Annotated in this window: 18 protein-coding genes; 16 read left to right on the top strand and 2 right to left on the bottom strand. The window is 36.7% G+C overall.

All coding sequences use genetic code 11. The annotated features are described in order from the left end of the window. The first annotated feature begins 268 nt into the window (after positions 1-268). The 7 genes from ACMGGO_RS18900 (at position 269) to ssuE (ending at position 8,311) form a co-directional block, all read left to right on the top strand. Positions 269-796 carry a YceI family protein gene (locus ACMGGO_RS18900; RefSeq protein WP_420282127.1) on the top strand — a complete coding sequence of 176 codons (528 nt, stop codon included), beginning with the start codon at positions 269-271 and terminating at the stop codon, positions 794-796. Between the two features lie 186 nt (positions 797-982). Continuing rightward, positions 983-1,924 carry an NAD-dependent epimerase/dehydratase family protein gene (locus tag ACMGGO_RS18895; protein WP_420282126.1) on the top strand — a complete coding sequence of 314 codons (942 nt, stop codon included), beginning with the start codon at positions 983-985 and terminating at the stop codon, positions 1,922-1,924. Positions 1,925-2,018: 94 nt separating this feature from the next. Beyond that, positions 2,019-3,296, top strand: coding sequence for an AAA family ATPase (locus ACMGGO_RS18890; protein WP_066036265.1), 1,278 nt, complete (start codon positions 2,019-2,021; stop codon positions 3,294-3,296). Beyond that, positions 3,293-3,868, top strand: coding sequence for an RloB family protein (locus ACMGGO_RS18885; RefSeq protein ID WP_048392008.1), 576 nt, complete (start codon positions 3,293-3,295; stop codon positions 3,866-3,868). The genes ACMGGO_RS18890 and ACMGGO_RS18885 overlap by 4 nt, the downstream gene beginning before the upstream one ends. A 125-nt stretch (positions 3,869-3,993) precedes the next feature. Next, a complete protein-coding gene (locus ACMGGO_RS18880) occupies positions 3,994-6,075 on the top strand; it encodes a catalase (protein WP_054549798.1) in 2,082 nt (693 codons plus the stop codon). Positions 6,076-6,277: 202 nt separating this feature from the next. Continuing rightward, positions 6,278-7,615: a dihydrolipoyl dehydrogenase gene (gene lpdA, locus ACMGGO_RS18875; protein ID WP_259951158.1), complete on the top strand. Its 1,338-nt coding sequence runs from the start codon at positions 6,278-6,280 to the stop codon at positions 7,613-7,615. A gap of 162 nt (positions 7,616-7,777) precedes the next feature. Further along, the gene (gene ssuE, locus ACMGGO_RS18870; protein WP_054549800.1) at positions 7,778-8,311 is read left to right on the top strand and encodes an NADPH-dependent FMN reductase; all 534 of its coding nucleotides are present in this window, start codon (positions 7,778-7,780) and stop codon (positions 8,309-8,311) included. 43 nt (positions 8,312-8,354) lie between these two features. Here ssuE and ACMGGO_RS18865 read toward each other — a convergent pair whose 3' ends face one another. Next, the gene (locus ACMGGO_RS18865) at positions 8,355-8,510 is read right to left on the bottom strand and encodes a hypothetical protein (protein WP_004224556.1); all 156 of its coding nucleotides are present in this window, start codon (positions 8,508-8,510) and stop codon (positions 8,355-8,357) included. Positions 8,511-8,720: 210 nt separating this feature from the next. On the opposite strand from ACMGGO_RS18865, the gene ACMGGO_RS18860 reads away from it, so the two are divergent. From ACMGGO_RS18860 to ACMGGO_RS18830, 7 genes are all read left to right on the top strand, one after another. Next, positions 8,721-10,109: an aldehyde dehydrogenase gene (locus ACMGGO_RS18860; protein WP_420282125.1), complete on the top strand. Its 1,389-nt coding sequence runs from the start codon at positions 8,721-8,723 to the stop codon at positions 10,107-10,109. A 318-nt stretch (positions 10,110-10,427) separates the two neighbouring features. After that, positions 10,428-11,894: a UDP-N-acetylmuramoyl-L-alanyl-D-glutamate--2,6-diaminopimelate ligase gene (locus ACMGGO_RS18855; protein WP_420282124.1), complete on the top strand. Its 1,467-nt coding sequence runs from the start codon at positions 10,428-10,430 to the stop codon at positions 11,892-11,894. 135 nt (positions 11,895-12,029) lie between these two features. Next, on the top strand, positions 12,030-13,607 hold the full coding sequence (locus ACMGGO_RS18850) for a peptide chain release factor 3 (RefSeq protein ID WP_048392002.1): 1,578 nt from the start codon (positions 12,030-12,032) through the stop codon (positions 13,605-13,607). A gap of 195 nt (positions 13,608-13,802) precedes the next feature. Then, positions 13,803-16,856, top strand: a complete 3,054-nt coding sequence (locus tag ACMGGO_RS18845; protein WP_420282123.1) for an efflux RND transporter permease subunit — start codon at positions 13,803-13,805, stop codon at positions 16,854-16,856. A gap of 19 nt (positions 16,857-16,875) precedes the next feature. Continuing rightward, positions 16,876-17,961 (top strand): SDR family oxidoreductase, encoded by a 1,086-nt coding sequence (locus ACMGGO_RS18840; protein WP_269898988.1) that lies wholly within the window; start codon positions 16,876-16,878, stop codon positions 17,959-17,961. A 325-nt stretch (positions 17,962-18,286) separates the two neighbouring features. Beyond that, positions 18,287-19,042 (top strand): TerC family protein, encoded by a 756-nt coding sequence (locus tag ACMGGO_RS18835; RefSeq protein ID WP_054549805.1) that lies wholly within the window; start codon positions 18,287-18,289, stop codon positions 19,040-19,042. A 111-nt stretch (positions 19,043-19,153) separates the two neighbouring features. Then, complete coding sequence (locus tag ACMGGO_RS18830; RefSeq protein ID WP_054549806.1) at positions 19,154-20,509, top strand: TrkH family potassium uptake protein; 1,356 nt, start codon at positions 19,154-19,156, stop codon at positions 20,507-20,509. A 341-nt stretch (positions 20,510-20,850) separates the two neighbouring features. Here ACMGGO_RS18830 and ACMGGO_RS18825 read toward each other — a convergent pair whose 3' ends face one another. Beyond that, the gene (locus tag ACMGGO_RS18825) at positions 20,851-22,590 is read right to left on the bottom strand and encodes a B12-binding domain-containing radical SAM protein (RefSeq protein WP_048391998.1); all 1,740 of its coding nucleotides are present in this window, start codon (positions 22,588-22,590) and stop codon (positions 20,851-20,853) included. Between the two features lie 260 nt (positions 22,591-22,850). Between ACMGGO_RS18825 and ACMGGO_RS18820 the strand changes: the two genes are divergently transcribed. Beyond that, positions 22,851-24,269, top strand: coding sequence for a PAS domain-containing sensor histidine kinase (locus ACMGGO_RS18820; protein WP_231595608.1), 1,419 nt, complete (start codon positions 22,851-22,853; stop codon positions 24,267-24,269). 122 nt (positions 24,270-24,391) lie between these two features. Next, positions 24,392-24,838, top strand: coding sequence for a MarR family winged helix-turn-helix transcriptional regulator (locus ACMGGO_RS18815; protein WP_004224579.1), 447 nt, complete (start codon positions 24,392-24,394; stop codon positions 24,836-24,838). The last annotated feature ends 82 nt before the right edge of the window (positions 24,839-24,920 follow it).

Genomic DNA, 24,920 nt, shown 5'->3' with positions numbered 1-24,920 from the left:
TTTTATTACATAGAGAGGGATGTACCGATGACTCGACTTTTTTTATGTTTTAAAAATTTATTTTTAATTACTTGACGTAACTAAATTATTAATATATAGTAGGTTACAGAAAGTAATTAAAAACTTTTCATAAGCTAAGATGTAAACACATAAGTAACTACAAATGTTTATCCTATCCAATTTTGGGTAACATAAAAGATGTAGTTGCTTCATATTTTAAAATATATCTCGAAATCGAGATAAAATCAACCAATTGGAGGAATTTATAATGGCAAAATGGAACATTGATTTAGGACACTCAGCAATTAACTTTCAAGTAAAACACATGATGGTATCAAAAGTTAAGGGTGTATTTGACAGTTACTCAGCTGATATTGAGGCAGCAGATCTTGCAGATTTAACAACTGCTATCATTAGTTTTACAATCGATCCAGCAAGTATTAATACACGTAGCGAAGATCGCGATAATCATTTAAAAGCAGCAGATTTCTTTGATGCCGAAAAATATCCAACGATTACGTTTAAATCTACAAATATTGCTAAAAAAGCAGGCGATGAATATGCAGTAACTGGTGATTTAACAATCAAAGACGTTACAAAATCAGTAACATTTGATACAGAATTTAATGGAAAAGGCACAAATCCATGGGGTCAAGAAGTATACGGCTTTGAAGCTGAAACAACAATTAATCGTGAAGACTTTGGTCTAACTTGGAATGCGGCATTAGAAACTGGTGGGGTCCTTGTTGGGAAAGATATTAAAGTAACGGTTGAATTAGAAATTAATCCAGCTTAAAAATAGATAGCTAGGGCATGTTTGAAGTAATCTTCAAACATGCTTTTTATATAGCTCAAAATAGATACTTGTGAATGAAGAAATCTAGTAAAAAGAATTTGAGAAAAATTTCCAGTAAATAAGTTTCTTGCATATTTTTAGTAATTACTGCATATAAATCATCATATTGTTTTTGGGGGCGATAGGATGAATGTATTAGTGACAGGTGGCTATGGTTTTATTGGCAGTGCAGTAGGTAGGCGCTTTTTTGAAGAAGGTGCAACGGTTTATATTATTGATAATTTAAGTACGGGGCATTTACGGAATGTTGACTTCGAGCATAAATCCTATCTTTTAAATGTTGAGGATGAGGTTTGCGAGCATCTCTTTAAGGAAATAAACTTTGATGTGGTCGTCCATTGTGCAGCGCAAACGAGCGTGCAGCAATCTATCCAGGAGCCAGTAAAGGATATTTTGACAAATATAGTTGGGCTTAGCCAAATGCTTTTTTTATCATCCAAGTATAAGGTACAGCACTTTGTCTTTGCCTCCTCAGCAGCTGTTTACGGGGATAGTCACTATCCTCCATTAGAGGAATCAGATGTCTGTGAACCAATATCTATGTACGGATTAAACAAGAGCATTGGCGAAACCTACTGTGAGAAATGGCAAAAAGATTATCGTTTGCCCGTTCTTATCTATAGATTTGCCAATGTTTTCGGGCCAAGACAGCAAATGCAAGGTGAAGCAGCTGTGATTCCAAGTATGATAAAAAGCAGTATGGCAGGTAAACCATTTACAATTTATGGTGATGGTGAACAAACACGTGATTTTATTTATGTAGACGATATTGCTGATGCTATTTACGCAGGTGTATCTGCACGTTTACAAGGCACGTATAATGTATCCACTAATGAGGCTTGGTCAATTCACCAGGTCATCTTACTGCTCCAACACTTAAACCATCCACTTGAAATTCAATATGCCCCAGCACGAGAAGGAGATATTGAGCATTCATTTTTAAATAATGATAAATTAGCCAATGCAATTGGTTGGAAGCCTAAAATATCTTTTGCAGAAGGCATTGAACGTACATTGCATGCGCTACAAAATGAATCATTAGCAGAAATTCAACAAAAAAGTGGATAAAGTAAAAAGACATATTACATTGAGTAATATGTCTTTTTCTATGTCTATAGTATAATAATTCATTAAAGAAATGGTTGTGGACGGAGGTTTACATATGCTTGTAGATTTTAGAGTAAAGAATTGTTTAAGTTATAAAGATGATACGTTGTTTTCAATGGTAGCTGGAAGTCGCCTACGAAAATGGAAGGATACCCATACAATTCAGTTTGATACACTTCGTCTTGTAAAAAGCGCATTTATTTTTGGTCCAAATGGAAGCGGAAAATCTAATCTGTTTACGGCTATTAAAGTATTACGTTCCTTGCTTTTTAATTTTGAAAACTTAAATAATGTAAAGCAATTACGTCTACCCTATCAACCGTTTAAGTTAGGAAGTCAGCAAGACAAACCAACAGAGTTTATGATATCGCTTTTTTTGGACGGAGCTTTATATGATTATGAAATTCAGTATAATGCTTCTCAAGTTCTCTATGAACGTCTTGTGAAAACGAACAAGTCACTGAAGGAAGAATTATTTGTCAGACAATGGGATGGTACAGAATATTCTTATGAGACATTTCAAACAGCTTCACAGGAATTGACAAAATATACACGTAATAATACAGCCTTTCTATCCGTATTACATGTTTTTAATGATCCAGACGCTTTAAAGATATTCGATTGGTTTTTACATAAAATTCTTTTCCTAGATGAAGCAAATCGGTTATCAAGTCATCCTCTTATTCGTAAACTTGAAGAGGAGCCCTTTAAAAAGGAAGTGATCAAACTGCTAAAAATTGCAGACCTCTCCATTCAAGATGTCACGGCTAGACGTGTGGAACGCAGAGAGAAAAATACAATTGGCTATGAGTTTGATTCGCCTGAGGTGATACAAGAAGTAGATATTGATCTACATTATTTATCATTTGATGAAGCAGGTGCACCGATAGGGACAAAAACAATTAATTGGACAATGGATTCTAAGGGCACAGTGCGAATGCTACATTTAGCCTGTGTGATGGTGGATGCTTATAATAAAGGAAAAACCATTTTTATAGACGAATTCGACACAGCCTTCCATGTATCGATTTGTGAGTTTTTAATGGCTATTATGAATAGCAAACGCAATAGCAGTAATCAATTTGTCGTGACAAGTCATGAAATAGAATTACTTGATCAGCCACTACGCGCCGATCAAATTTGGTTTGTTAATAAAAGCTTTAAAAATGAATCGGAACTATACTCCTTATTTGATTTTGCAGATTTACAAAGGAAACGTGGAGATCTTTCTTATGCGAAACGCTATATGAAAGGGGAATTTGGTGCAACGCCTGTCATTAATGAGTATTTATCTGAACAATACTTAGAAGAAGCGGAGGTATCTGAGCAGTGAGAGTACGTCAACAAGGGAGCCGAACACTGCGTAAAACTATTTTAATTTATTGTGAAGGTGAAACAGAACGCATCTATTTTGAACAAATGCGTATTTTAAAGCGCTCTAAGATGGTTAGCGTCAAGATAAAAAACGTTAAACGTTCAGCGATTAAGCTTGCCCAACATGCTTATCGAGATTCCAGCTACCAATACTTTGATGAAGTTTGGATTGTTTTTGATAAGGATGATCTAACCGAAAAGCAACTAGAGGAAGTAAATCAATTTTGTGAGGAAAAAAATATTCATATTGCCTATACAAATGAAGCATTTGAATTGTGGTTACTCTTGCATTTTGAGGAAGTTGATAGTACAGAAAAGTACCCTCGTGCTGTCCTTAATGACAAAATGGAACAGCACCTTGGTGTGAGTCGTTATTTCCGGCATAAGGCTGATGAATCCCTCATAGCCCCCATTGCATTACGACATGAGTTAGCGATTAAAAATTGCACAGATATGATGGCACTTCGAGAGACAGAGAGCCGTGACAACCCATACTGTAACATACATGAAATGATACGATACATATTTTAAGATTGAGCAGGTTTTCTATTAACAAATAGAAGCCTGTTTTTTATCTTACATAATGCTTTATCGGAATGAAGGCATGTTTCTTTTTCCGAAACATATAGTGTATATGGAGCGAAATTAGTACATGTATGAAAGGGGATTGTGTGGATAACTCAAAGTCGAATCAATCCAAAAATGGAGAAGGAAACCCAAAGGATCATCAATTAGAGCCGTTTCGTGTCGAAAATGAGGGTACGAAAATGACAACGAATCAGGGACTAAGGGTGTCCAATGATGAGGATTCGTTAAAGGCAGGTGTTCGTGGTCCGACAATTATGGAGGATTTTCATCTTAGAGAAAAAATTACCCATTTTGATCATGAACGCATTCCAGAGCGTGTTGTACATGCCAGAGGTTTTGCAGCACATGGCGAGTTTGAATTATATGAATCCATGTCGGAATATACGAAGGCAAAATTTTTGCAGGATCCGAAAAAGAAGACACCTGTGTTTGTCAGATTTTCGACAGTGGTAGGGAGCTTAGGTTCAATGGACACAGCTCGTGATGTACGTGGGTTTGCAACAAAATTTTATACGGATGAGGGGAATTATGATTTAGTTGGTAATAACATCCCTGTATTTTTTATTCAGGATGCCATTAAGTTTCCCGATTTAATTCATGCCGTAAAGCCTGAGCCTCATAATGAAATGCCACAAGCAGCCTCTGCACACGATACTTTTTGGGATTTTGTAGCCAGTAATCAGGAAATTGCACATATGGTAATGTGGGTAATGTCTGACCGTGCCATTCCACGAAGCTTTCGTATGATGGAAGGTTTCGGTGTGCATACATTCCGTTTCGTCAATGACAAGGGAAGATCAAGATTTGTGAAATTCCACTGGAAGCCTGTGCTAGGAGTGCATTCTCTTGTTTGGGATGAAGCACAAATAATTGCAGGGAAGGATCCAGATTTTCAACGGAGAGATTTATGGGAAGCCATCGAAATTGGAGATTATCCAGAGTTTGAGTTAGGCATACAGATACTAGAACCTGAGGATGAATTTAAATTTGATTTTGATATTTTAGATGCGACAAAGCTTTGGCCAGAGGAATTAGTACCTGTGAAGAAAATTGGAAAGATGACCTTAAATCGCAATGTAGATAATGTCTTTGCTGAAACAGAGCAAGTTGCCTTTCATCCAGGTAATGTTGTACCTGGCATAGATTTTACGAATGATCCTCTACTACAAGGTCGATTGTTTTCCTATTTAGATACACAATTGATTCGATTAGGTGGACCAAATTTTGCAGAAATCCCTATTAATCGCCCGATTTGCCCAGTGCATAACAATCAACGTAATGGCTTTAGTCGACAGACCATTAATTTAGGCAGGGTAAGCTATCATAAAAATTCATTAGCAAATAATACACCAGCTACCTCTACTGCAAGAGAAGGCGGATATGTTCATTATGAAGAAAAGGTTGAAGGAAGAATCACGAGAGCGCGTAGTAAATCCTTTAACGATCACTTTTCACAAGCAAGGCTATTTTGGAACAGCATGTCTCCACCTGAAAAACAACACATTATCGATGCCTTTAGCTTCGAAGTAGGAAAAGTGAAAAGTAAATCTGTTCGACAGCAAGTAGTGGATATGTTTGTTCATGTGGATAAAGAAATGGCTACCACAGTGGCAGACAACGTTGGTGTTAATCGACCTAATGGCGAGCAGTCTAAAGTAACGGCCTCTTCACCTGCACTGAGTCAAGCCAATACCGTTAAATTACCCTATACGTTGAAAGTAGGCGTCTTAATTGGTGATGGCTTTGATGCAAATGAAGTCGGGGAAGTATTGAAATATTTAACAAGACAAGGTGTGCGCTATAGCATAATCTCTGATCGACTAGGTGTGGTAATAGGGAATAATGGTGTGCAATTAACGGCTACTGACACATTTATTACAACCGATGCTGTATTATTTGACTCATTATATGTTGTTGGAGTAAAGGCAAGTAATCAGGCGAAATTCAATACTTATATCGTCAATTATATAAATGAAGCATATCGCCACTTTAAGCCTATAGGATTTGCTGCAACTGGCACAACCTTCTTCAATATGTCGAATGCCAATGTAGGGCCAGGAATCGTTTTAGCTACAGGTAATAAAGATTTTCCGAAAAAGTTTGTAGCTGCCATTGCCCAGCAACGATTTTGGCAACGAAATATTTATTAAAAAGATCAATGAGCGTCGAATACTCATGAAAGAGAAGCAAATACCCGCGGAGAGAAAGCCTTATACCTGCGAAAGAGAAACGAATGCTCATAAACGTATATAAATAAGTCAAAAGGCCTTTCATTGTAATGAAAGGCTTTTACTATGTCTGTCATTGCATTCAAAATTTGCAAATGATATGGTGGTACATGAGGTGAAAATTATGGAAAATTTTGATATTGCTATTATTGGAGCGGGACCAGGTGGCTATGTGGCTGCCATACATGCAGCCAAGAATGGCAAAAAAGTAGCACTCATCGAACGAGATAAATTGGGAGGAGCCTGCTATAATGTTGGCTGCATTCCATCTAAGATTTTATTGGAGCATAGTAAACTTGTGCAGGAAATAAAAAGAGGGAATAGCTGGGGAATAGAAGTGCCTAAAGTGGAAATTAATTTTCCTCGACTAATGCAACGGAAAGATACAATTATTCATGAACTACTAACAAACCTTGAGCAATATATTATCAATAATCATATAACTTTATATCGTGGTGAAGCTTCAATCGGAAAGGACTTAACGATAACTATCGGGAATGAGACGATAATGGCATCAGATATAATTTTAGCGACAGGTAGTAAACCCTTTGTTCCACGATTCAAAGGGTTAGAGACATCCACCTACCATACGACGGACACATTTTTTGAGATAGACAAGCTTCCAGCACAGCTAACAATCATTGGCGGGGGCGTAATTGCCATTGAAATGGCGTTTAGTTTAGCACCACTTGGTACAAAGGTAACAGTGCTTAATCATAGCGAGGATATTTTACAAACGGAAGAGGCGGAAGCAAGACCGCTGATTCGAGAAAAGATGAAGAAACTTGGTATTGAACTTGTGACAGATTTTCAATTTGAAAAATTTGAAGGTAATATCATTCATACATCTAAAGGATCTTATACATATGAAAACCTTTTATTTGCAACTGGACGTCGTCCTAATATAGAAATTGCTGAGCATCTAGGATTAGCTTTTGATGGTCGATTAATAGCTGTCAATGAGCATTTTGAAACAAGCCTGCCGAATATTTATGCAATTGGTGACTTAGTGGGTGGTTATCAACTTGCACATTCTGCCAGTGCTGAAGGAATTTACGTTGTCGATTATATTGTAGGAAATCAACCAATACCAATTGATCAAACAAGCATTCCACGTTGTGTTTATACAAACCCTGAAATTGCTACATTTGGTTTACTAGAAGAGCAAGTAAAGGCACCGTACATTGTAACGAAAATGCCACTACAAACAAACCCAAAGGCATTAATGGAGGGGAATACTGAAGGCTTTGTCAAGCTAATTTCATCTAAGGATAATGGGCAAATTTTAGGGGCTTGTGTAGTAGCTGATGGTGCAACAGAAATACTTAATGCACTATTAGCAACAAAAAATGCTGGTGGTACAGCTCGAACACTTGCACATATGATTTTTCCACATCCTACTGTATCGGAGCATATTGGAGATGTGGCTAAAGCTGTGTTTGGGAAAGCAATACACCAATAAAAAGCTGTTGACATTCTAGAAATTTATGTTAAATTAATTTTATAAGAATACTAGGAATTTAAGTTAACTAGACATCTAGAGGCTTCTATTTTACAAAACGATGTTTCATCGATTTGTAGAATAGGGGCCTTTTTTATAACATTGCTAAAAGGAGTGGGCAAGATGACAAAAGCAGTCATTATTAATGGAAGTAATTCGAAAAATTCTAGAGTTACCGCCATTCATGAAAAGGTGGAGAATCATTTCATTGCACAAGGAGTAGAGGTTCACTCAAATTATATACATGAGCTCCCAGCTACAGATTTATTAACAGCGAATTTTTCTAGTAAGCAAATACAGTCTGAAAATGAGCATGTTAAGGAAGCAGATTTTATTGTCATCCTTACACCAATTTATAAAGCATCCTATACAGGTATTTTGAAGACTTACTTGGATCTACTACCGCAAAAAGCCTTGCTCGATAAGGCTATACTCCCTATTGCTGTAGGAGGTTCGATCAGTCATTTGTTGGCATTGGAATATGCATTAAAGCCAGTATTAGCTGTACTAGGAGCCACTTCCATTACCAATTCTGTTTACATTGTAGATAAACAAATTATACGTTTGGAAGAGGGCGGCTTTGCGATAGAAGAAGAGGCTATCAGTAGACTTGAAGCACAATTAGATCAGTTGCAGCAAGCATTCATTGTTAATTAGAAATAAAAACGCATTATAGGGGCATCCTATAATGCGTTATTTTTTAATTTCCTTCTGGATTTTCTTCATTCTCCACAGGTATTGTAGAGAGATATAAGAAAGCCTCATCTTGCAATAGCAATATTTTTTCTTCACAAATTCCATGCGATAATGGTCCAGAAAAAATGGACTCCCACCATGTTCCTGTTGTTGTTGTCATTCATCTACGCCCCCGTTTCGGTTTTAATATGTAGTTGTATATTTCCCGAGATGAAAAAACTAAAACATTTCATTTCACATATTGCTATTTCACCCCCTCGATGTAGAAAGAGGATTTTTGCCTCTCGATGTTGTATCGTATAGACAAAGATAGTTTGTTTCAAAATGAAAAAACTATGTATGCCATTTTAAAAAAAGGGGTGCTTTATTGATGAATTTTACGTCACAAGATGTGGAAAATATGATTACAGAGCAACGTCAATTTTATTTTTCCCGTGCTACAAAAAGTGTGAAATTTAGAAAAGAGCAATTAAAGAAATTAAAAACTTCAATTTTGAAATATGAGAAGGAAATATTGAATGCGCTTTACTTAGACCTTCGTAAAAGTGAATTTGAAGCGTATGCAACAGAAATTGGCATTGTATTAGATAGTATTTCATATATGGTAAAACATGTAGAAGAATGGATGGAACCAGAAGCAGTCAAAACACCAATACAATATCAAATGGGTAAGAGCTTTATTGTTCGTGAGCCCTATGGCGTAACGTTAATTATTGGGCCATTTAATTATCCATTCCAACTTGTAATGGAGCCACTGATTGGCGCCATAGTTGGAGGAAACACAGCAATCGTCAAACCATCAGAAACCTCTGTACACACAGCAGTCATTGTGAAAAAAATCATTGAGGAAACATTCCCGTCTTCATATGTACGTGTCGTGGAAGGCGAAAAGGAAGAGGTTACGGCTCTTATTCATGCTTCCTTCGATTATATCTTTTTTACAGGTAGTGTAGCTGTTGGTAAAGTAGTAGCAAAAGCTGCTGCAGAACGTTTGACACCAGTTGCGTTAGAGCTTGGTGGCAAAAGTCCAGCAATTGTCGATCAAACAGCAAATCTAGAGGTAGCAGCAAAGCGGATTGTGTGGGGTAAATTTACTAATACTGGACAGACATGTGTGGCCCCTGATTATCTGCTTGTACACAAAGACGTTTATGACCGTTTTATGAAAATATTAAAAGAAACAATCCGTTCGTTTTATGGCAAAAATCCTTTAAAAAGCCCTGATTATGGACGTATCGTTAATTTAAAACAATTTGATCGTTTACAGCAAATAATTGTGAACGAACGTGATGCCATTACATATGGTGGACGAATAGATCGGGATGATTTATATATTGAACCTACAATCGTAGAATATGTAAAATGGACAAGTCCATCCATGCAGGAAGAACTATTTGGTCCTATCTTACCTGTTATGATGTATAATGATTTGCCACTTGCCATTCATCAAATCCGGCAATTACCAAAGCCTTTAGCGGCATACTTCTTCTCAGAACATGAAAAAGCCATGCAATACTTTTTAGAAGAATTACCATTTGGTGGGGGATGTATTAACGACACCATCACACATGTTGGAAATTTACATTTACCATTTGGTGGTGTAGGTCCATCAGGTGTGAAAGCATACCATGGCAAAGCGAGCTTTGAAAACTTTACTCACCAGAAATCTATCTTGAAGAAATCTTCCAAGCTGGAGACAAATGTGTTGTTCCCGCCATATAAACAGAAAGTGAAAATTGTGCGCTCAATTATGAAATAGTTTAACAATGGAGGTATCTTCTTGATGCCTCCATTGTAACTATAAGCTTACCATGCATAGACAAGTGTTCTCTAAATAACCTTTTCTCGTTATGTCGAAAAATGCCGATTGGTGATTATAAATGAAAATTTGAAGAAAACATGATTTTTTCCTCAAATGAAAGCGGTTTCGTTGAAAAAACACTAGAGAGGCATTTTATTTATCATGAAATAAGTAGTAAAATAAGTTCAATAGAACGTGGGGGATTTCATATTGTCGTTTTTTGTCGATTATTAAGAATGATGACATGAGTGTAGAGATTGATTGGAGGATTATGAAATGTATGCAGAGGAATTGTTAAACGCATTACCTTTGAAAAAAATAATTGGCGTGCTGCCAGATCAGGTTAGTGATATCGTAGTAGATTCAAGAAGTGTGCAACCAAATAGCATGTTTGTTTGTATCAAAGGGTATACAGTAGATGGGCATGATTATGCGCAAAAGGCTGTAGATGGTGGCGCAACAATTGTTGTGACAGAGCGAGAATTACCGCTAGGAGAGACAATCGCACAAGTGATTGTGAAAGATACAGATCGTGCAGTAGGTTTACTAGCTGCAAAGTTCTTTGATTATCCTTCAAAGGACATAACGATGATTGGTGTAACGGGAACGAATGGTAAAACATCCGTAACAGGAATTATTCAAAATATAATGCATGGTATGGGCGAGAAATCGGCTTTATCCGGCACAATTGGCTTTAATTTAAATGGAATTTTATATGAATCAGCTAATACAACGAGTGATGCGTTATCGACACAACAAATGATTTTCCGTGCAAAAATGGAAGGCTGTCGATTAATGACAATGGAAGTTTCATCACACGGGTTAGCACTTGGACGTTTAGCAGGTGTTGATTATGATATCGCTATTTTTACGAATCTAACGCACGATCATCTTGATTTCCATGGTACGATGGAGGAATATGGCCATGCAAAAGGCTTATTATTTTCCCAACTTGGACAAGATTTAGAAAAAAATAAATTTGTTGTGTTGAATGCAGACGATGCTTGGTCAGAGAGATATGCTGCAATGACACCATTTCCAGTGTGGACATATGGTTTAAAAAATGAAAATGCTGATTTCCGCGCCATTAACTGTGAATATCACGACTATATGACATCATTTGACGTGGAAATGCCTGAAGGAATTTATCGTGTAAAAATGAATTTGCTTGGGGAATTTAATATTTATAATGTATTGGCAGCCATGATTGCGTTTTATGGTAGGGGCTATTCAATGGAGTCCATTATTGAACAAATCGAGCAACTACCGCCAGTCAAGGGTCGTATGGAGAAAGTATGTTCAGATCTACCTGTGCAAATTTTTATTGATTATGCCCATACTCCAGATGCAATTGAAAAGGCAATTCAAGCAGCGCAACCTTATAAAAAGGGCAAGTTGATTTTCTTAGTTGGAACAGGTGGCAATCGTGATAAATCAAAGCGTCCTGCCATGGCTGAAAAAGCGTCTGCTGCGGAATATGTTATTTTAACGACAGATGATCCACGCTATGAAGACTACGATAGTATTACAGGCGATCTTGCTAAAGGTATGCTTCATGATAATTATGCTTGTATTGGAGATCGTGCAGAGGCAGTGCGCCATGCGATTGAAATTGCTGAACCAGGTGACATGATTATTTTTGCTGGTAAAGGCCATGAGGATTATCAAATTATCGAAAATACCAAATTTCCACATAGTGATGCAGAAATTGCGATAGAAGCAGGCCGATTAAAATTCGTGTGATGAAAGCTAAATTCTTAGGAAACCCTTTTAGTTGTAACTAAAGGGTTTTCTTTTTTGAGATTTCATGTAAAAAGGTTGTACGAAAGGCAAGTCTTCTTTTATTATTATTAAGTATGAAAAAAGGAGAATGACGAGATGAATTCAAATTTAGAACAAGATATACTATCGCGTCGTACTTTTGCCATTATCAGTCACCCTGATGCTGGGAAAACGACGATTACAGAAAAGCTTTTACTTTTTGGTGGTGCCATTCGTGATGCAGGTACAGTAAAAGGTAAAAAAACAGGTAAATTTGCAACATCGGACTGGATGGAGATCGAAAAACAACGTGGGATTTCGGTTACTTCATCTGTCATGCAATTCGATTATAACGGCTCTCGTGTGAATATTTTGGATACCCCTGGTCACCAAGATTTCTCGGAAGACACATATCGTACATTGATGGCTGTAGATAGTGCCGTCATGGTAGTGGATGCTGCCAAAGGGATCGAGGCACAGACTTTAAAGCTATTTAAGGTTTGTAAAATGCGTGGTATTCCTATTTTTACATTTATTAATAAGTTAGACCGTCAAGGGAAAGAGCCGCTTGAATTGATCGAAGAGCTTGAAGAGGTATTAGGTATCAATGCATATCCTATGAACTGGCCAATCGGTATGGGTAAAGAGTTCCTTGGTATTTATGATCGTTACAATAAACGCATTGAGCAATTCCGTACAGATGAAGCGGAACGTTTCTTACCAATTGACGACAATGGGGAGCTTGCTGTGGAGCATCCAATGAAGGTGACTTCTTATTATTCACAAGCAATGGACGATATTTTACTTTTAGATGAAGCGGGAAATGCATATTCTGAGGAAAAAATTCGTCGTGGGGAATTAACACCTGTATTCTTTGGTTCAGCATTAACGAACTTTGGTGTTCAAACTTTCCTGGAAACCTATTTACAATTCGCACCGACGCCGCAGCCAAGAATTACTGAAGATGAGCAGTTTATTGATCCTGTGGAGCATGATGAGTTTTCAGGTTTTATTTTCAAGATTCAGGCCAATATGAATCCAGCACACCGTGATCGTATTGCCTTTGTACGTATTGTTTCTGGTAAATTTGAACGTGGAATGAATATGACGTTATCTCGTACAGGGAAGTCATTTAAAGTCACACAATCTACACAGTTCCTTGCAGACGATCGTGAGACAGTAGATGAAGCAGTTGCTGGTGATATAATTGGTTTGTACGATACAGGAACATACCAAATTGGAGACACTGTTGTAGGTGGCAAGAAAACATTCCAATTTGAAAAATTACCACAGTTTACACCAGAATTATTCGTCCGCGTAACGGCGAAGAACGTTATGAAATCAAAGCAATTCCATAAAGGGATTTTACAATTAGTGCAAGAGGGTGCTATTCAATACTATAAAACGCTGCATACAGAGGAAGTTATACTTGGAGCAGTTGGTCAATTACAATTTGAAGTATTTGAACATCGTATGAAAAATGAATACAATGTGGAAGTAAAAATGGAGCCAATTGGTTCGAAAATCGCACGCTGGATTGAAAATGAAGAGGATGTCAAAGAATCAATGTCATCAGGTCGATCAATGCTTGTAAAAGACCGTTTTGACAATCTTGTTTTCCTATTTGAAAATGAGTTCGCTATGCGTTGGTTTGCAGATAAAAACGAAAACATTAAACTTTATAGCCTTTTATAATTATAAAACACGAATCGACAATTTTGCGATTCGTGTTTTTTTGCAAGGAAAAATGACACTGTTTGTAGAATATGTACATTATTAGGAAATATAAGTTTCCTTAGAGATAGTATCTCAATAATGGGAGCTTATTTATAAAATAATCTCCTTTTCGGCTATCATAGAAAGGAAGAGGTAGAAAAGGGGTTTGTTTATATGAATATTAGTCATTTTTCTATTAAAAGACCTGTCTTTACGATTGTTACTATGCTTTTTGTCATCATACTAGGCGGTGTATCTTTATTAAAAATACCGATTACGTTAATTCCAGAGTTAAATCCTCCTATTGGAGTGGTTGTCACCTCTTATCCTGGGGCAAGCCCGACGGAGGTAAATGAAAAGATAACGAAGCCATTAGAGGCTACACTTGCCACCTTACCTGGTATCAAAAAAATCCAGTCAACCTCCCAGGAAGGCTCCAATTTAATTGTGCTTGAGTTCAACTGGTCCACAAATATGGATGTTGTCCAACTTGATATTTTACAGCGAATTGATATGACCCCATTGCCTAATGATGCTGGCAAGCCTAGTTTCCTAAAATTTGATCCGTCTCAATTTCCTATTATTCAGCTGTCTTTACGTGCGGAAAATAATCAAGTAGATGTACGTGTATTAGCAGAGCACTTAGAGAAGGAACTGCTACGGACAGAGGGTGTTGCCAGTGTGAATGTTTCTGGCAAATTGATTGATGAAATCCAAATAGAATTGGATGAAGCAAAGCTAGTTGAAAAAGGCTTGACTCAGACAGACGTGATGCAAATAGTTCAAGCGAATAATGTGTCTCTTCCTGGTGAGCCTGTTTCAACAGATGATGGCAAAATGCTAACAACACGTATAGTTAGCACATTATCTTCTCCGGAAAGTATTGCCAATTTAATTGTTTCGGTGGACCCTTTAACGGGCAAATCATTAACCATTGGTGATCTTGCAACCGTTGAGAGGACAGAACAACAATCTATTACCACAACACGAGCAAATGAGCATCCAGCAGTTCTTATGTCTGTATTACAGGAATCTGGTGCAAATACGGCAGAGGTTTCTAAGGATTTCCAGAAGGCCTTAGAGACATTACTAAAGAAAGATCAGTATAAAGGTATCACAGCAGATATTTTAATTGATCAAGGTAATTATGTGGATTTAGCGATTAGTAATATTGGCTCTTCCTTACTCTTAGGTGGATTATTTGCGATGTTCATCCTATTTGTTTTTTTACGTAGTGTAAAGAGTCCGATCATTATTGGTATTGCGATTCCTTACTCGGTTATTGTCACATTTGTTTTGATGTTTTTTGCGGATTTTTCCCTCAATATTATGACATTAGGTGCTCTGGCACTTGGAATTGGTATGCTTGTGGATAATGCCATAGTCGTTATTGAGAATATAGAAAGACATCTAGGACTAGAAAAGGACCCGATAACTGCAGCAAAGGAAGGAACAAAGGAAGTAGCCCTTGCCATTACAGCTTCTACTTTAACCACAATAGCAGTATTCATTCCTGTTATGTTCATCGAAGGATTGATTGGTCAAATATTTACAGAGTTTGCCTTAACAATCTCATTCAGCTTAATTGCATCTTTAGTAGTTGCGCTTACAGTCGTTCCGATGCTAGCAAGTCGACTTTTAAAAATGAAAAACAATAATTTTTATGTACAACGCAGTAAATCACGTTTTTATAGGCATTACAAGGCATCAATTGTATGGGTACTAAAGCATCGAATGCTTATACTGCTTTTTACAGTGGTTTGCTTTAGTCTTTCTTTGTTTGGACTGACTAGAATAGGTACTGAATTTTTACCGCCTACAGATGAGGGATTCACCTCTATAAGTGTCAATCTTGAAAAAGGTGTCGCTGTATCAGAAACAGAAAAGATTGTTAAGCAAATTGAGGAACGTTTAAAGCAGGAAAAGGATGTAGATGTGTATGTTAGTTTAATTGGCGGTACACAACAATCCCAAGCACGTGGACAAACTAGCGCCAACCAAGCTGAGATATATGTAAAGCTTGTCCCATTAGCAGAAAGGCAACGTTCCATTTTTAAATTTGTAGAAGAGCTAGAACAAGATATACAGGGAGAGCTTGAAGAGCAAGCTGAAATTACATTTAATGTATCGACAGCTACAGGATCGTCACCACACACCTTAACATTCCGTTTAACAGATTCCGATGAACAGAGGCTACAGCAAACTGTTAAGAAAGTGCAGCAGGAACTACTAGCGATTCAGCAAGTGACAAATGTCTCTACGGATTTAGATAATACTGTTCAAGAGATTCAAATTGAGGTTAATCGTGAAAAAGCAAAAGACTATGGTTTTGCTCCAGCACAAATCGCTCAAACTGTAAATCAAATGACAAAAGGTCAATTAACGTCCCAATTGATTACTGATGACGGCGCAGTATTACCCGTTTATACAGGTTTTGGGCAGTCATTTAATACGAGTATAGATGCTTTAAAAGCCATGCAGCTGCGTTCGCCTGCAGGATTATTTGTAAAATTAGAGGAAGTGGCTACTGTTTCTATACAAGAGGGGCCGGTATCCATTCGTCGTTCTGATCAAGCAGCAGCAGTGGCCTTTTTTGTAGATTATGAAACAAAGGAATCGTTGGGAGGAATCTCTGCAAAAGTAGATAAAGCATTAGAACAAGTTAATTTACCATCTACTACTCAAATTGTTTTCAGTGGGGACAGAGAGCTCTATGATAGTGCAATTGATGATATGTTACTAGCTGTGATGCTAGCCATCGTGCTTGTATATATTGTGATGGCAGCTCAATTTGAGTCATTTAAATATCCGTTTGTTATCATGTTTACTGTCCCATTAATGATCATTGGTGTGGCGATAGCTATGTTCCTAACAAATACTTTAATTGGTGTAACCTCAGTTATCGGTATCCTAGTGCTAGTAGGAATAGTCGTAAATAACGGTATTGTGCTGGTAGATTATATTAATCAGCAAAAGGCAATGGGCATGCCAGCTTATGAGGCAATTTTACTTGCTACCCAAGATCGGCTTCGTCCAATTTTAATGACAGCCTTAACAACTATTTTAGGGCTTTTACCACTCGCACTGGGCATTGGAGAAGGGACCGAGATGAATCAGCCAATGGGGATTGCTGTTATCGGAGGGCTTGTGACCTCAACTTTACTGACGCTGTATATTGTACCGATCATTTACAGTTTAATGGATAAAGATACAAGAAAGATGCACTAGGGTCAAGGGGGAATGTGAGATGAAGGTTCATTTTTTTACAGGTTTTCCTGGTTTCATTTCGAGTCAACTAATTCGAGCATTATTTCAAAAGAAACAAGCACAACAAGTAATTACCATCGTATTGGCTGGTGAAACCATAAAGGCACATAAAGAAAAAAACAAAATATTAGAGGATTTTCCTGACTGTTCGATTCGAATTGTGGAAGGCGATATTACACTACCAAACCTTGGATTAGAAAATCAAATCATCAAAGAAATTGTACCGCAAATTGAAGTGCTTTGGCATTTAGCTGCTATCTATGATTTAGCTGTACCACGTGATATTGCCTGGAAGGTAAATGTTCATGGTACAACAATGGTTAATGATTTTGTTCGCACCTTACCAAATATACAGCGCTATATGTATTTCAGCACTGCCTATGTGGCTGGTACACGTGAGGGCATACTGCGTGAAAATGAATTAATCCGACCAAGAGCATTTAAAAACCACTATGAGGAAACAAAATATGAGGCTGAGCACCGAGTAGAAGATTTAAAATCGGAAATACCATTGACAATAATTAGACCTGGAATTGTTCGTGGTCATTCCCAAACTGGTGAAACCATTAAATTTGATGGTCCTTATTTCTTCTTAAACTTAGTTGAACGTTTAAAGGGTTTACCTTTTATTCCGTACATTGGTCAAACTTCATCGACAATTAATGTAGTGCCAGTTGATTATATTATAAATGCTTCTACTTTTCTGGTTAGTGAACAGAGTGCAGAAGGGAAGACACTTCATTTAACTGATCCTAATCCTCACCCTGTACAGGAGGTATACCGTACAATGGTGAAACTAGTTACAAATTCTTATCCAAAAGGACGTTTACCATTTACATTGGCTAAGCTTTCATTGCAGATTCCATTTATTCGAAAAAAATTAGGTGTCGAACAAGAAACATTAGATTATTTAACATGGAATGCCTCATTTGATACGACTGAAGCACATCATATCTTACAAAAAGGTGGTATTACATGCCCTGATTTTATACAGACGATGCCAAAAATGATTGAGTTTTATTTAGCACATAAGGAAGAGAAGAGCTATCAAATTCAGATTAAGTAACGAAAAAAACATATAGATATTTTTGTCAGTTGTAAATGATAGTGCTATAATATTTGAAAGAAGATACCTTCGACAATTTGTCAAAGGGGAGTAGCTAACAGGTAATTAACTTTCCCTGGTTTCACATTCGTCAAGACATGGTACAACCATCGGGTGTGATAGTGAATGGCTCTATACGTATGACGTGTAGATTGAAGTACCATAAATAGAAAGGGTACGAATTTACTTAGCGAGACCTTTGCCTGAATTAGGGCAGGGGTTTTTTTCTTTTATACTTGAATGACAGGGTCATTGAGGGTATAGAGAGCTTAGAGGAGGCACTAGAATGGAAGCGATTTTATTACAATATGGCTGGGTGTTAATTGTCCTTGTTGTATTAGAGGGATTACTAGCAGCTGATAACGCGGTAGTAATGGCTGTTATGGTGAAGCATTTACCACAAGAGCAGCAAAAAAAGGCGTTATTTTATGGACTATTTGGAGCATTGATATTCCGATTCTCCGCATTATTTGTTATTACAGTTTTAGTGAATTATTGGCAAATACAAGCGGTCGGTGCAGCTTATCTATTATTTATGTCTGCGAAAAATATATATGATTTACGAAAACATAAAGATGAAGAAGAAGCAGCAACCGAAAATGGTGGAAAAAAGGGTTCTGGTTTCTGGTTAACAGTACTAAAAGTAGAGGCTGCCGATATAGCATTTGCTATTGATTCGATGCTAGCAGCCGTTGCAATTGCTGTAACTTTGCCACACTTAGGTGAATTTGATATTGGTGGCATCAATGGCGGTCAGTTCATTGTGATGCTCCTTGGCGGATTTATTGGTGTCATTATGATGCGGTTTGCTGCCCAATGGTTTGTAAAAATATTAAATGATTACCCTTCACTTGAAACAGCGGCATTTCTAATCGTTGGCTGGGTAGGTGTGAAGCTAGTGGTCTTAACATTGGCACATGAGAAGGTGGGAATATTGCCTAAAGAATTTCCACATTCCACGGCATGGGAGTTAACATTCTGGATTGTTCTAGTAGGTATTGCTTTTGTCGGCTATTTAGTCGGTGTAAGAAAGAAAAAATAAGTAGATGAACGTTGGAGGAATAGTTATCACTATTCCTCTTTCTTTTTTTATGTATTTTTTCTATACTATAATCTATCTAGTTGGGCATCATATGTGGGAGGAGTTGTTAAAGTGCCTTGGAAAAAATCATCAAATAAACTAGTCACACCATTTCAGGTACTTGTTTCTTATTATTTTATAGCGATAGCGATTTCCTTCCTGTTATTACGGCTTCCAGGCGTTCATCAAGAAGGTGTAAAAGTCTCTTTTTTAGATAGCTTGTTTACAGCAGTAAGTGCAGTAAGTGTTACTGGGTTAACAACCATTAATATTTCGGAAACCTATACTACCTTTGGGCTTGTAATGATTCTTGTTATTTTACAGTTAGGCGCCATTGGTATTATGTCACTTGGTACCTTTGTGTGGCTGCTTGTTGGGAAAAAAATAGGCATGCGTGAGCGACAGTTAATCATGATTGATCATAACCAGTACAGTGTCTCTGGTGTTGTTAAATTAATCCGCGAAATTTTAAAAATTTTATTTGGCATTGAATTAACGGGTACCATTATTTTAACGCTACATTTTACCAATTATTTTGATACATTAGAAGAAGCCTTTTTACATGGAATTTTTGCCTCTATTTCTGCTACGACAAATGGAGGATTCGATATAACGGGAATGAGCTTACTCCCATTCCATGATGATTATTTTGTACAGATGGTTACCATGGTACTGATTGTATTAGGTGCTATCGGATTTCCGGTATTAATTGAATTGAAGACTTTTTTGCTTAATCGACGCGAGAATTTCCGTTTTAGTTTATTTACTAAAATCACTACTTCAACATACGCTATTTTATTTATAGTTGGTGCACTTGTCATTTTACTCCTTGAATCATTCCATTCTTTTAAGGAAATGTCTTGGCATGAGGCATTATTTTCAGCAATGTTCCATTCTGTATCAACGAGATCAGCTGGACTGACTACTTACGATGTCACGACTTTTAGTGAAGCTACAGATATATTCATGAGCTTCCTGATGTTCATTGGCTCTTCCCCAAGCTCAGTTGGTGGAGGTATTCGCACCACAACTTTTGCCTTGGCCATTTTATTCTTAATTACCTTTGCTAGAGGAAGAGAGGATATCCAAGTATTTGGACGAGAAATTCATTTGATTGATGTCTTCCGATCATTTGTCGTAATTTTATTAGCCTTTTTCATGGTATTAGTTGCAACCCTTATCTTGCTTATAACAGAGCCACACGCATCTCTTATTCAAATTATTTTTGAAATTACTTCAGCGTTCGGTACATGTGGTATGTCGTTAGGCATAACATCTGATTTATCAGTGGTTGGTAAAATCATTATCATTATTTTAATGTTTATTGGTCGAGTTGGATTAATATCATTCCTTTATACTCTTGGGGGTGGCGGAAGAGGAAAGAAATCAGGCTTCCACTATCCGAAGGAACGAGTAATTATTGGTTAAATTTTTAAAGTATGTGAGGCATTAAGTAAGGAGTAATTCCATCGTAAACCTCATATAAAAGTAAAAAATATTATCTTGTCATAAAATATTCAAAAAATTTAAAATTTTATTTCCTGATTAGATAGATTGTTTTTTGGGCATTTTTTACAAAGTTTTATCAATCTTTATTTAAGGAATTTGACCTATATTGGTAAGGCTGGCTATGAGTACTTAACTAACCGAACAATGAAGCGCAGAAGGAATAAATTTAGCAGTCTTTATTGTTACTATGAGGATTTAAGAATCGTTTAAGTAATAAAAAAAGCTAGTCCTGATAGTTATGACAGGACTAGCGTTTCTTATTAGTTAGAGTAGATTGTTGCAAAGTAAGGTGCTTGACCATGTCGGAAATAGGTTAACAGATAGCCATTTTTTTGTACAATTTTGCCATTTGCAAACTCTTGGTAATCAAGAGCATGAGGGATAATCAAGGTATGCTTAAACAACTCTTTTTCAGTTAACTTAAAGTTAGCAAATTCCTCGCCTGCGATAGCTGGATCTTCTCGTAAAGCGTGATAAAGGGCTTTTTGTTGCTCTTCTGTAGGACGCTCATTCCACCATAGCTTCCGTGGTTGGAACTGCTGAGCCATTAAGTAATCAAGCTGCATTAAACTCTGGACAATGTTTAAATTCACATCATCAATCGTTTCTAAAAACATTAATAAACGACGGAATAAATCCTCTAGCTGATGACCAATACGAGACCAACCTTTTGTTTCCCAATATGTTCCGAAGTTTTGGAAGAAATCAAATGGTGTATCAAAGACCTCTGTAACCAAGTATTCAATCGTATGATCCATACGGTGATCATTCCAATACTTTTCAAGAACATCCTCTGCATGCTTAATACGGACGATATCATCAAATGTTAGAACATTATTTGAAAAGATTTCGTAAGGAGATAGATCCACATAGGTATAGCCAAACTTCTCGGCTTCTAATCGAAGTCCTGTGCCGCGTAAAAGTTTCAAAAATCCAAGCTGTAATTCCTCTGGCCGCATTGCAAAGACATCATTAAATGTTTGACGAAAACTAGCGTAATCTTCCTCTGGTAAACCTGCAATTAAATCTAAATGTTGATCTATTTTTCCGCCATCTTTCACCATAGTAACTGTTCGCTTTAGTTTTTCAAAGTTTTGACGACGTTTTACAAGAGTATTTGTTAAATCGTTCGTAGATTGAACACCTATTTCGAATCGGAACAAACCTTTTGGTGCATTATCATTTAAGAATTGAATGACTTCAGGGCGCATTATATCAGCCGTGATTTCAAACTGGAATACAACACCTGGTTTGTGTTCATCAATTAAAAATTGGAACATTTCCATTGCGTAGCTACGACTGATGTTGAAGGTGCGATCCACAAATTTAATTGTTCGAGCTCCGTTATCCATTAAGAAACGAATATCCTCTTTTATTTTTTCACGGTTAAAGTATCGGACGCCAACTTCAATAGAAGATAAACAAAATTGGCAGCTAAATGGGCAGCCTCGGCTTGTTTCGATATATTGAATTCGCTTACCTAGATAGGGAAGATCCTCCTCAAAACGAAAAGGACTTGGTAATTCGCGCAAATCAATTTTAGGTGGCATAGCGTGAATCTTGACTTTCTCGTCCTCTAAATAACAAATACCAGGAACATCTTCTAACAATATTTCACCGTGGAAATAGCGCAGTAATTGTTTAAATGAAGTTTCTCCTTCACCCATCACAATGAAGTCTACCTCAGGTATTCGACGTAACCAATGGTGACAATCATAAGAAACCTCAGGTCCCCCGAGCAGAATTTTAACATTTGGACAGACAGTTTTTAACATCTTGATAACGTGAATTGTTTCTTCGATGTTCCAGATATAGCAACTAAATCCAACGATATCAGGTTTTTTTTGGAATAAATCTGATACAATATTAAAAGCAGGGTCTTTAATAGTATACTCTGCTATAATTGGATTAAACTCCGGTAAAGCTGCGCCTTTTAAATAGCGCAATGCTAAATTTGTGTGAATATACTTTGCATTCAAAGTAGTTAAAATAGTATTCATGCAATAATCTTCCTTTCAACATCCTATTGTATCAGTCAAGTATCTGACATACAATATAATTCTTTTTACCTATTTATTTTGTGAACGGTTCGTGAAATAATTTAAAATACTTAAATTTACTAAATTTTGTAATAATAGAATCGTGCTGTCATAAAGTATAGTAAAGGCTCAAAATTCGATTTTAGAGGTTTTTTACTCTTTTGAAAGGTTCGGTGAGAAAGTTGAAGCAAAATGATATTAATCAATGTTTTGGAAATCTTATGAAAAGTACTTCGTCACCAACACTTATACTCAATAAAGCAGGGAAAATTTTAAACGTCAATGAGGCTGCTATCAATCTTTTCAATCTTAATTTAACCTATATTGGCTATTTAGCTATGGACGAGCCATCTAATTTTAAATGGACTAAGTTCGTCAAACAGTTACAAAATGATTTACGTTCAGAGGAAATTTTCAATATTCGCACAGTTGGAAATGACTACGAAATGTTATCTTTCAAATGCTTTTACGATCCTAATACAGAGGAAATTGTTGCGCAAATTTCAACATTAAATGATGATGTTGCCCATAAATTATATGTTAGCCAAGCACATGAGAGAGCGCAATCTTTTAATGCCTACGATTACTTACCTTATGCTGTTATTGTTAGTGACGCTAGTGGTATTATTCTTGGGCTAAATAAATATGCGGAAATGTTTCTGAAAGTTGAAAATTCGCAGCTTCTTCATAAAGCGCATCAGCATATATTTGATTCATTTACATTGAAAAAGGGGCAAATTACAACCTACCTTTCTAAGTTAATGGGTGAAAAACATGCAAGCATTCATGTAGTCGATGAAACACAAGTAAGCAGAACTTGCTATTATGAAATTTCAAGTATTTTTGATGAATACAATAATATTATTGTCACTGTGATTAATGATGAAACAGAGAAAAAGCAACTTCAACATAAAGTTGAGCATCAGCAAGCATTAAACGTTGTGGGACAGATGGCAGCGAGTATTGCACATGAAATTCGTAACCCATTAACTTCTTTAAAGGGTTTTACTGAATTACTAAAATTAAATGCTGATGATGAATCACGCATGTATCTCTCTGTTATTGACAGTGAGCTTCAACGGATGGAACAAATCTTATCCGAATTATTAGTATTGTCTAAGCCAACAACGATGAAAGTGGAATTATTAGAACTGGATCATATTGTAAAGCAAGTCATTGAGTTTATGCTACCAGATGCACTCATGAAAAATATTATGATTCAGTATATTTCAACCTCTAATCAAGTCTATATTGGCGGCAACGAGAATCGACTAAAGCAAGTGCTGATGAATTTAATTAAAAATGCAATGGAATCCATGAATAATGGTGGTACGATTACCGTCGAAATGGCAACAAATGACTGTGCGATTGTCGAACTTATGATAAAAGATGAAGGTGTTGGCATGGACAGCACGACACTTCAAAACCTATTCCAGCCTTTTTACACGACAAAATCAACAGGGACAGGACTGGGCCTTGCTTTCGTGAAAAAGGTGATTGAAGAACATGAAGGAGTAATTGGCGTTAGTAGTGAACTACAGAAGGGGACATGCTTCCATCTGCAGTTTCCAATTTACACATTCAATCAGATGGATACAATGGAAGTATCCACAAAAGATTCTGCTTATTTAGTAACATAAAGAAAGTAAAAATGGTTGCATAATGAACAACAAAACCTTCTAAATCATATATTGCTTTTGACAATGCTTTTCTAATGTCGCTATAATGTCATGTATAAAGAGCGAAGTGAGAGGAAAAGAATATGCCGTCAGAAGATCTAAAACAATCTTTAAAATTATATATTGTATTATCACGTGCACTAAAAGCAATTAATGAAACAACACATCAATTATTTCAGGATAATGGTTTAAACCCAACTGAATTTGCTGTTCTAGAACTTCTCTATCATAAAGGAAGACAGCCATTACAGCAAATTGGCAATAAAATTTTGTTAGCCAGTGGGTCTATTACGTATGTCATTGATAAGCTAGAGAAGAGAGGTTACTTATTACGAGTATCTTGTCCTGCTGATCGTCGTGTTACGTATGCAGAAATCACCCCTGAAGGTGAAGCTTTTATGGGAGAGCTGTTCCCAAAACACGAACAGCATTTGCATGAATTAATGAGTGTACTATCCCCAGAAGAAAAAGAGCAAGCTATTACGTTATTGAAGAAAATTGGCCTTTCTATCAAAGACCTATCTTATTAAAAAAGTTGTCTCATTGATTTGAGACAACTTTTTTGTGATCAAATAGAAGGACGATAGACTATGTCTATCGTCCTTAGCATTT

It is taken from the genome of Lysinibacillus sp. BNK-21 (genome assembly GCF_048684915.1).
In the GTDB taxonomy this organism is placed as follows: Bacteria; Bacillota; Bacilli; order Bacillales_A; family Planococcaceae; genus Lysinibacillus; species Lysinibacillus capsici.
This window is presented reverse-complemented; position numbering and strand designations above follow the sequence as displayed.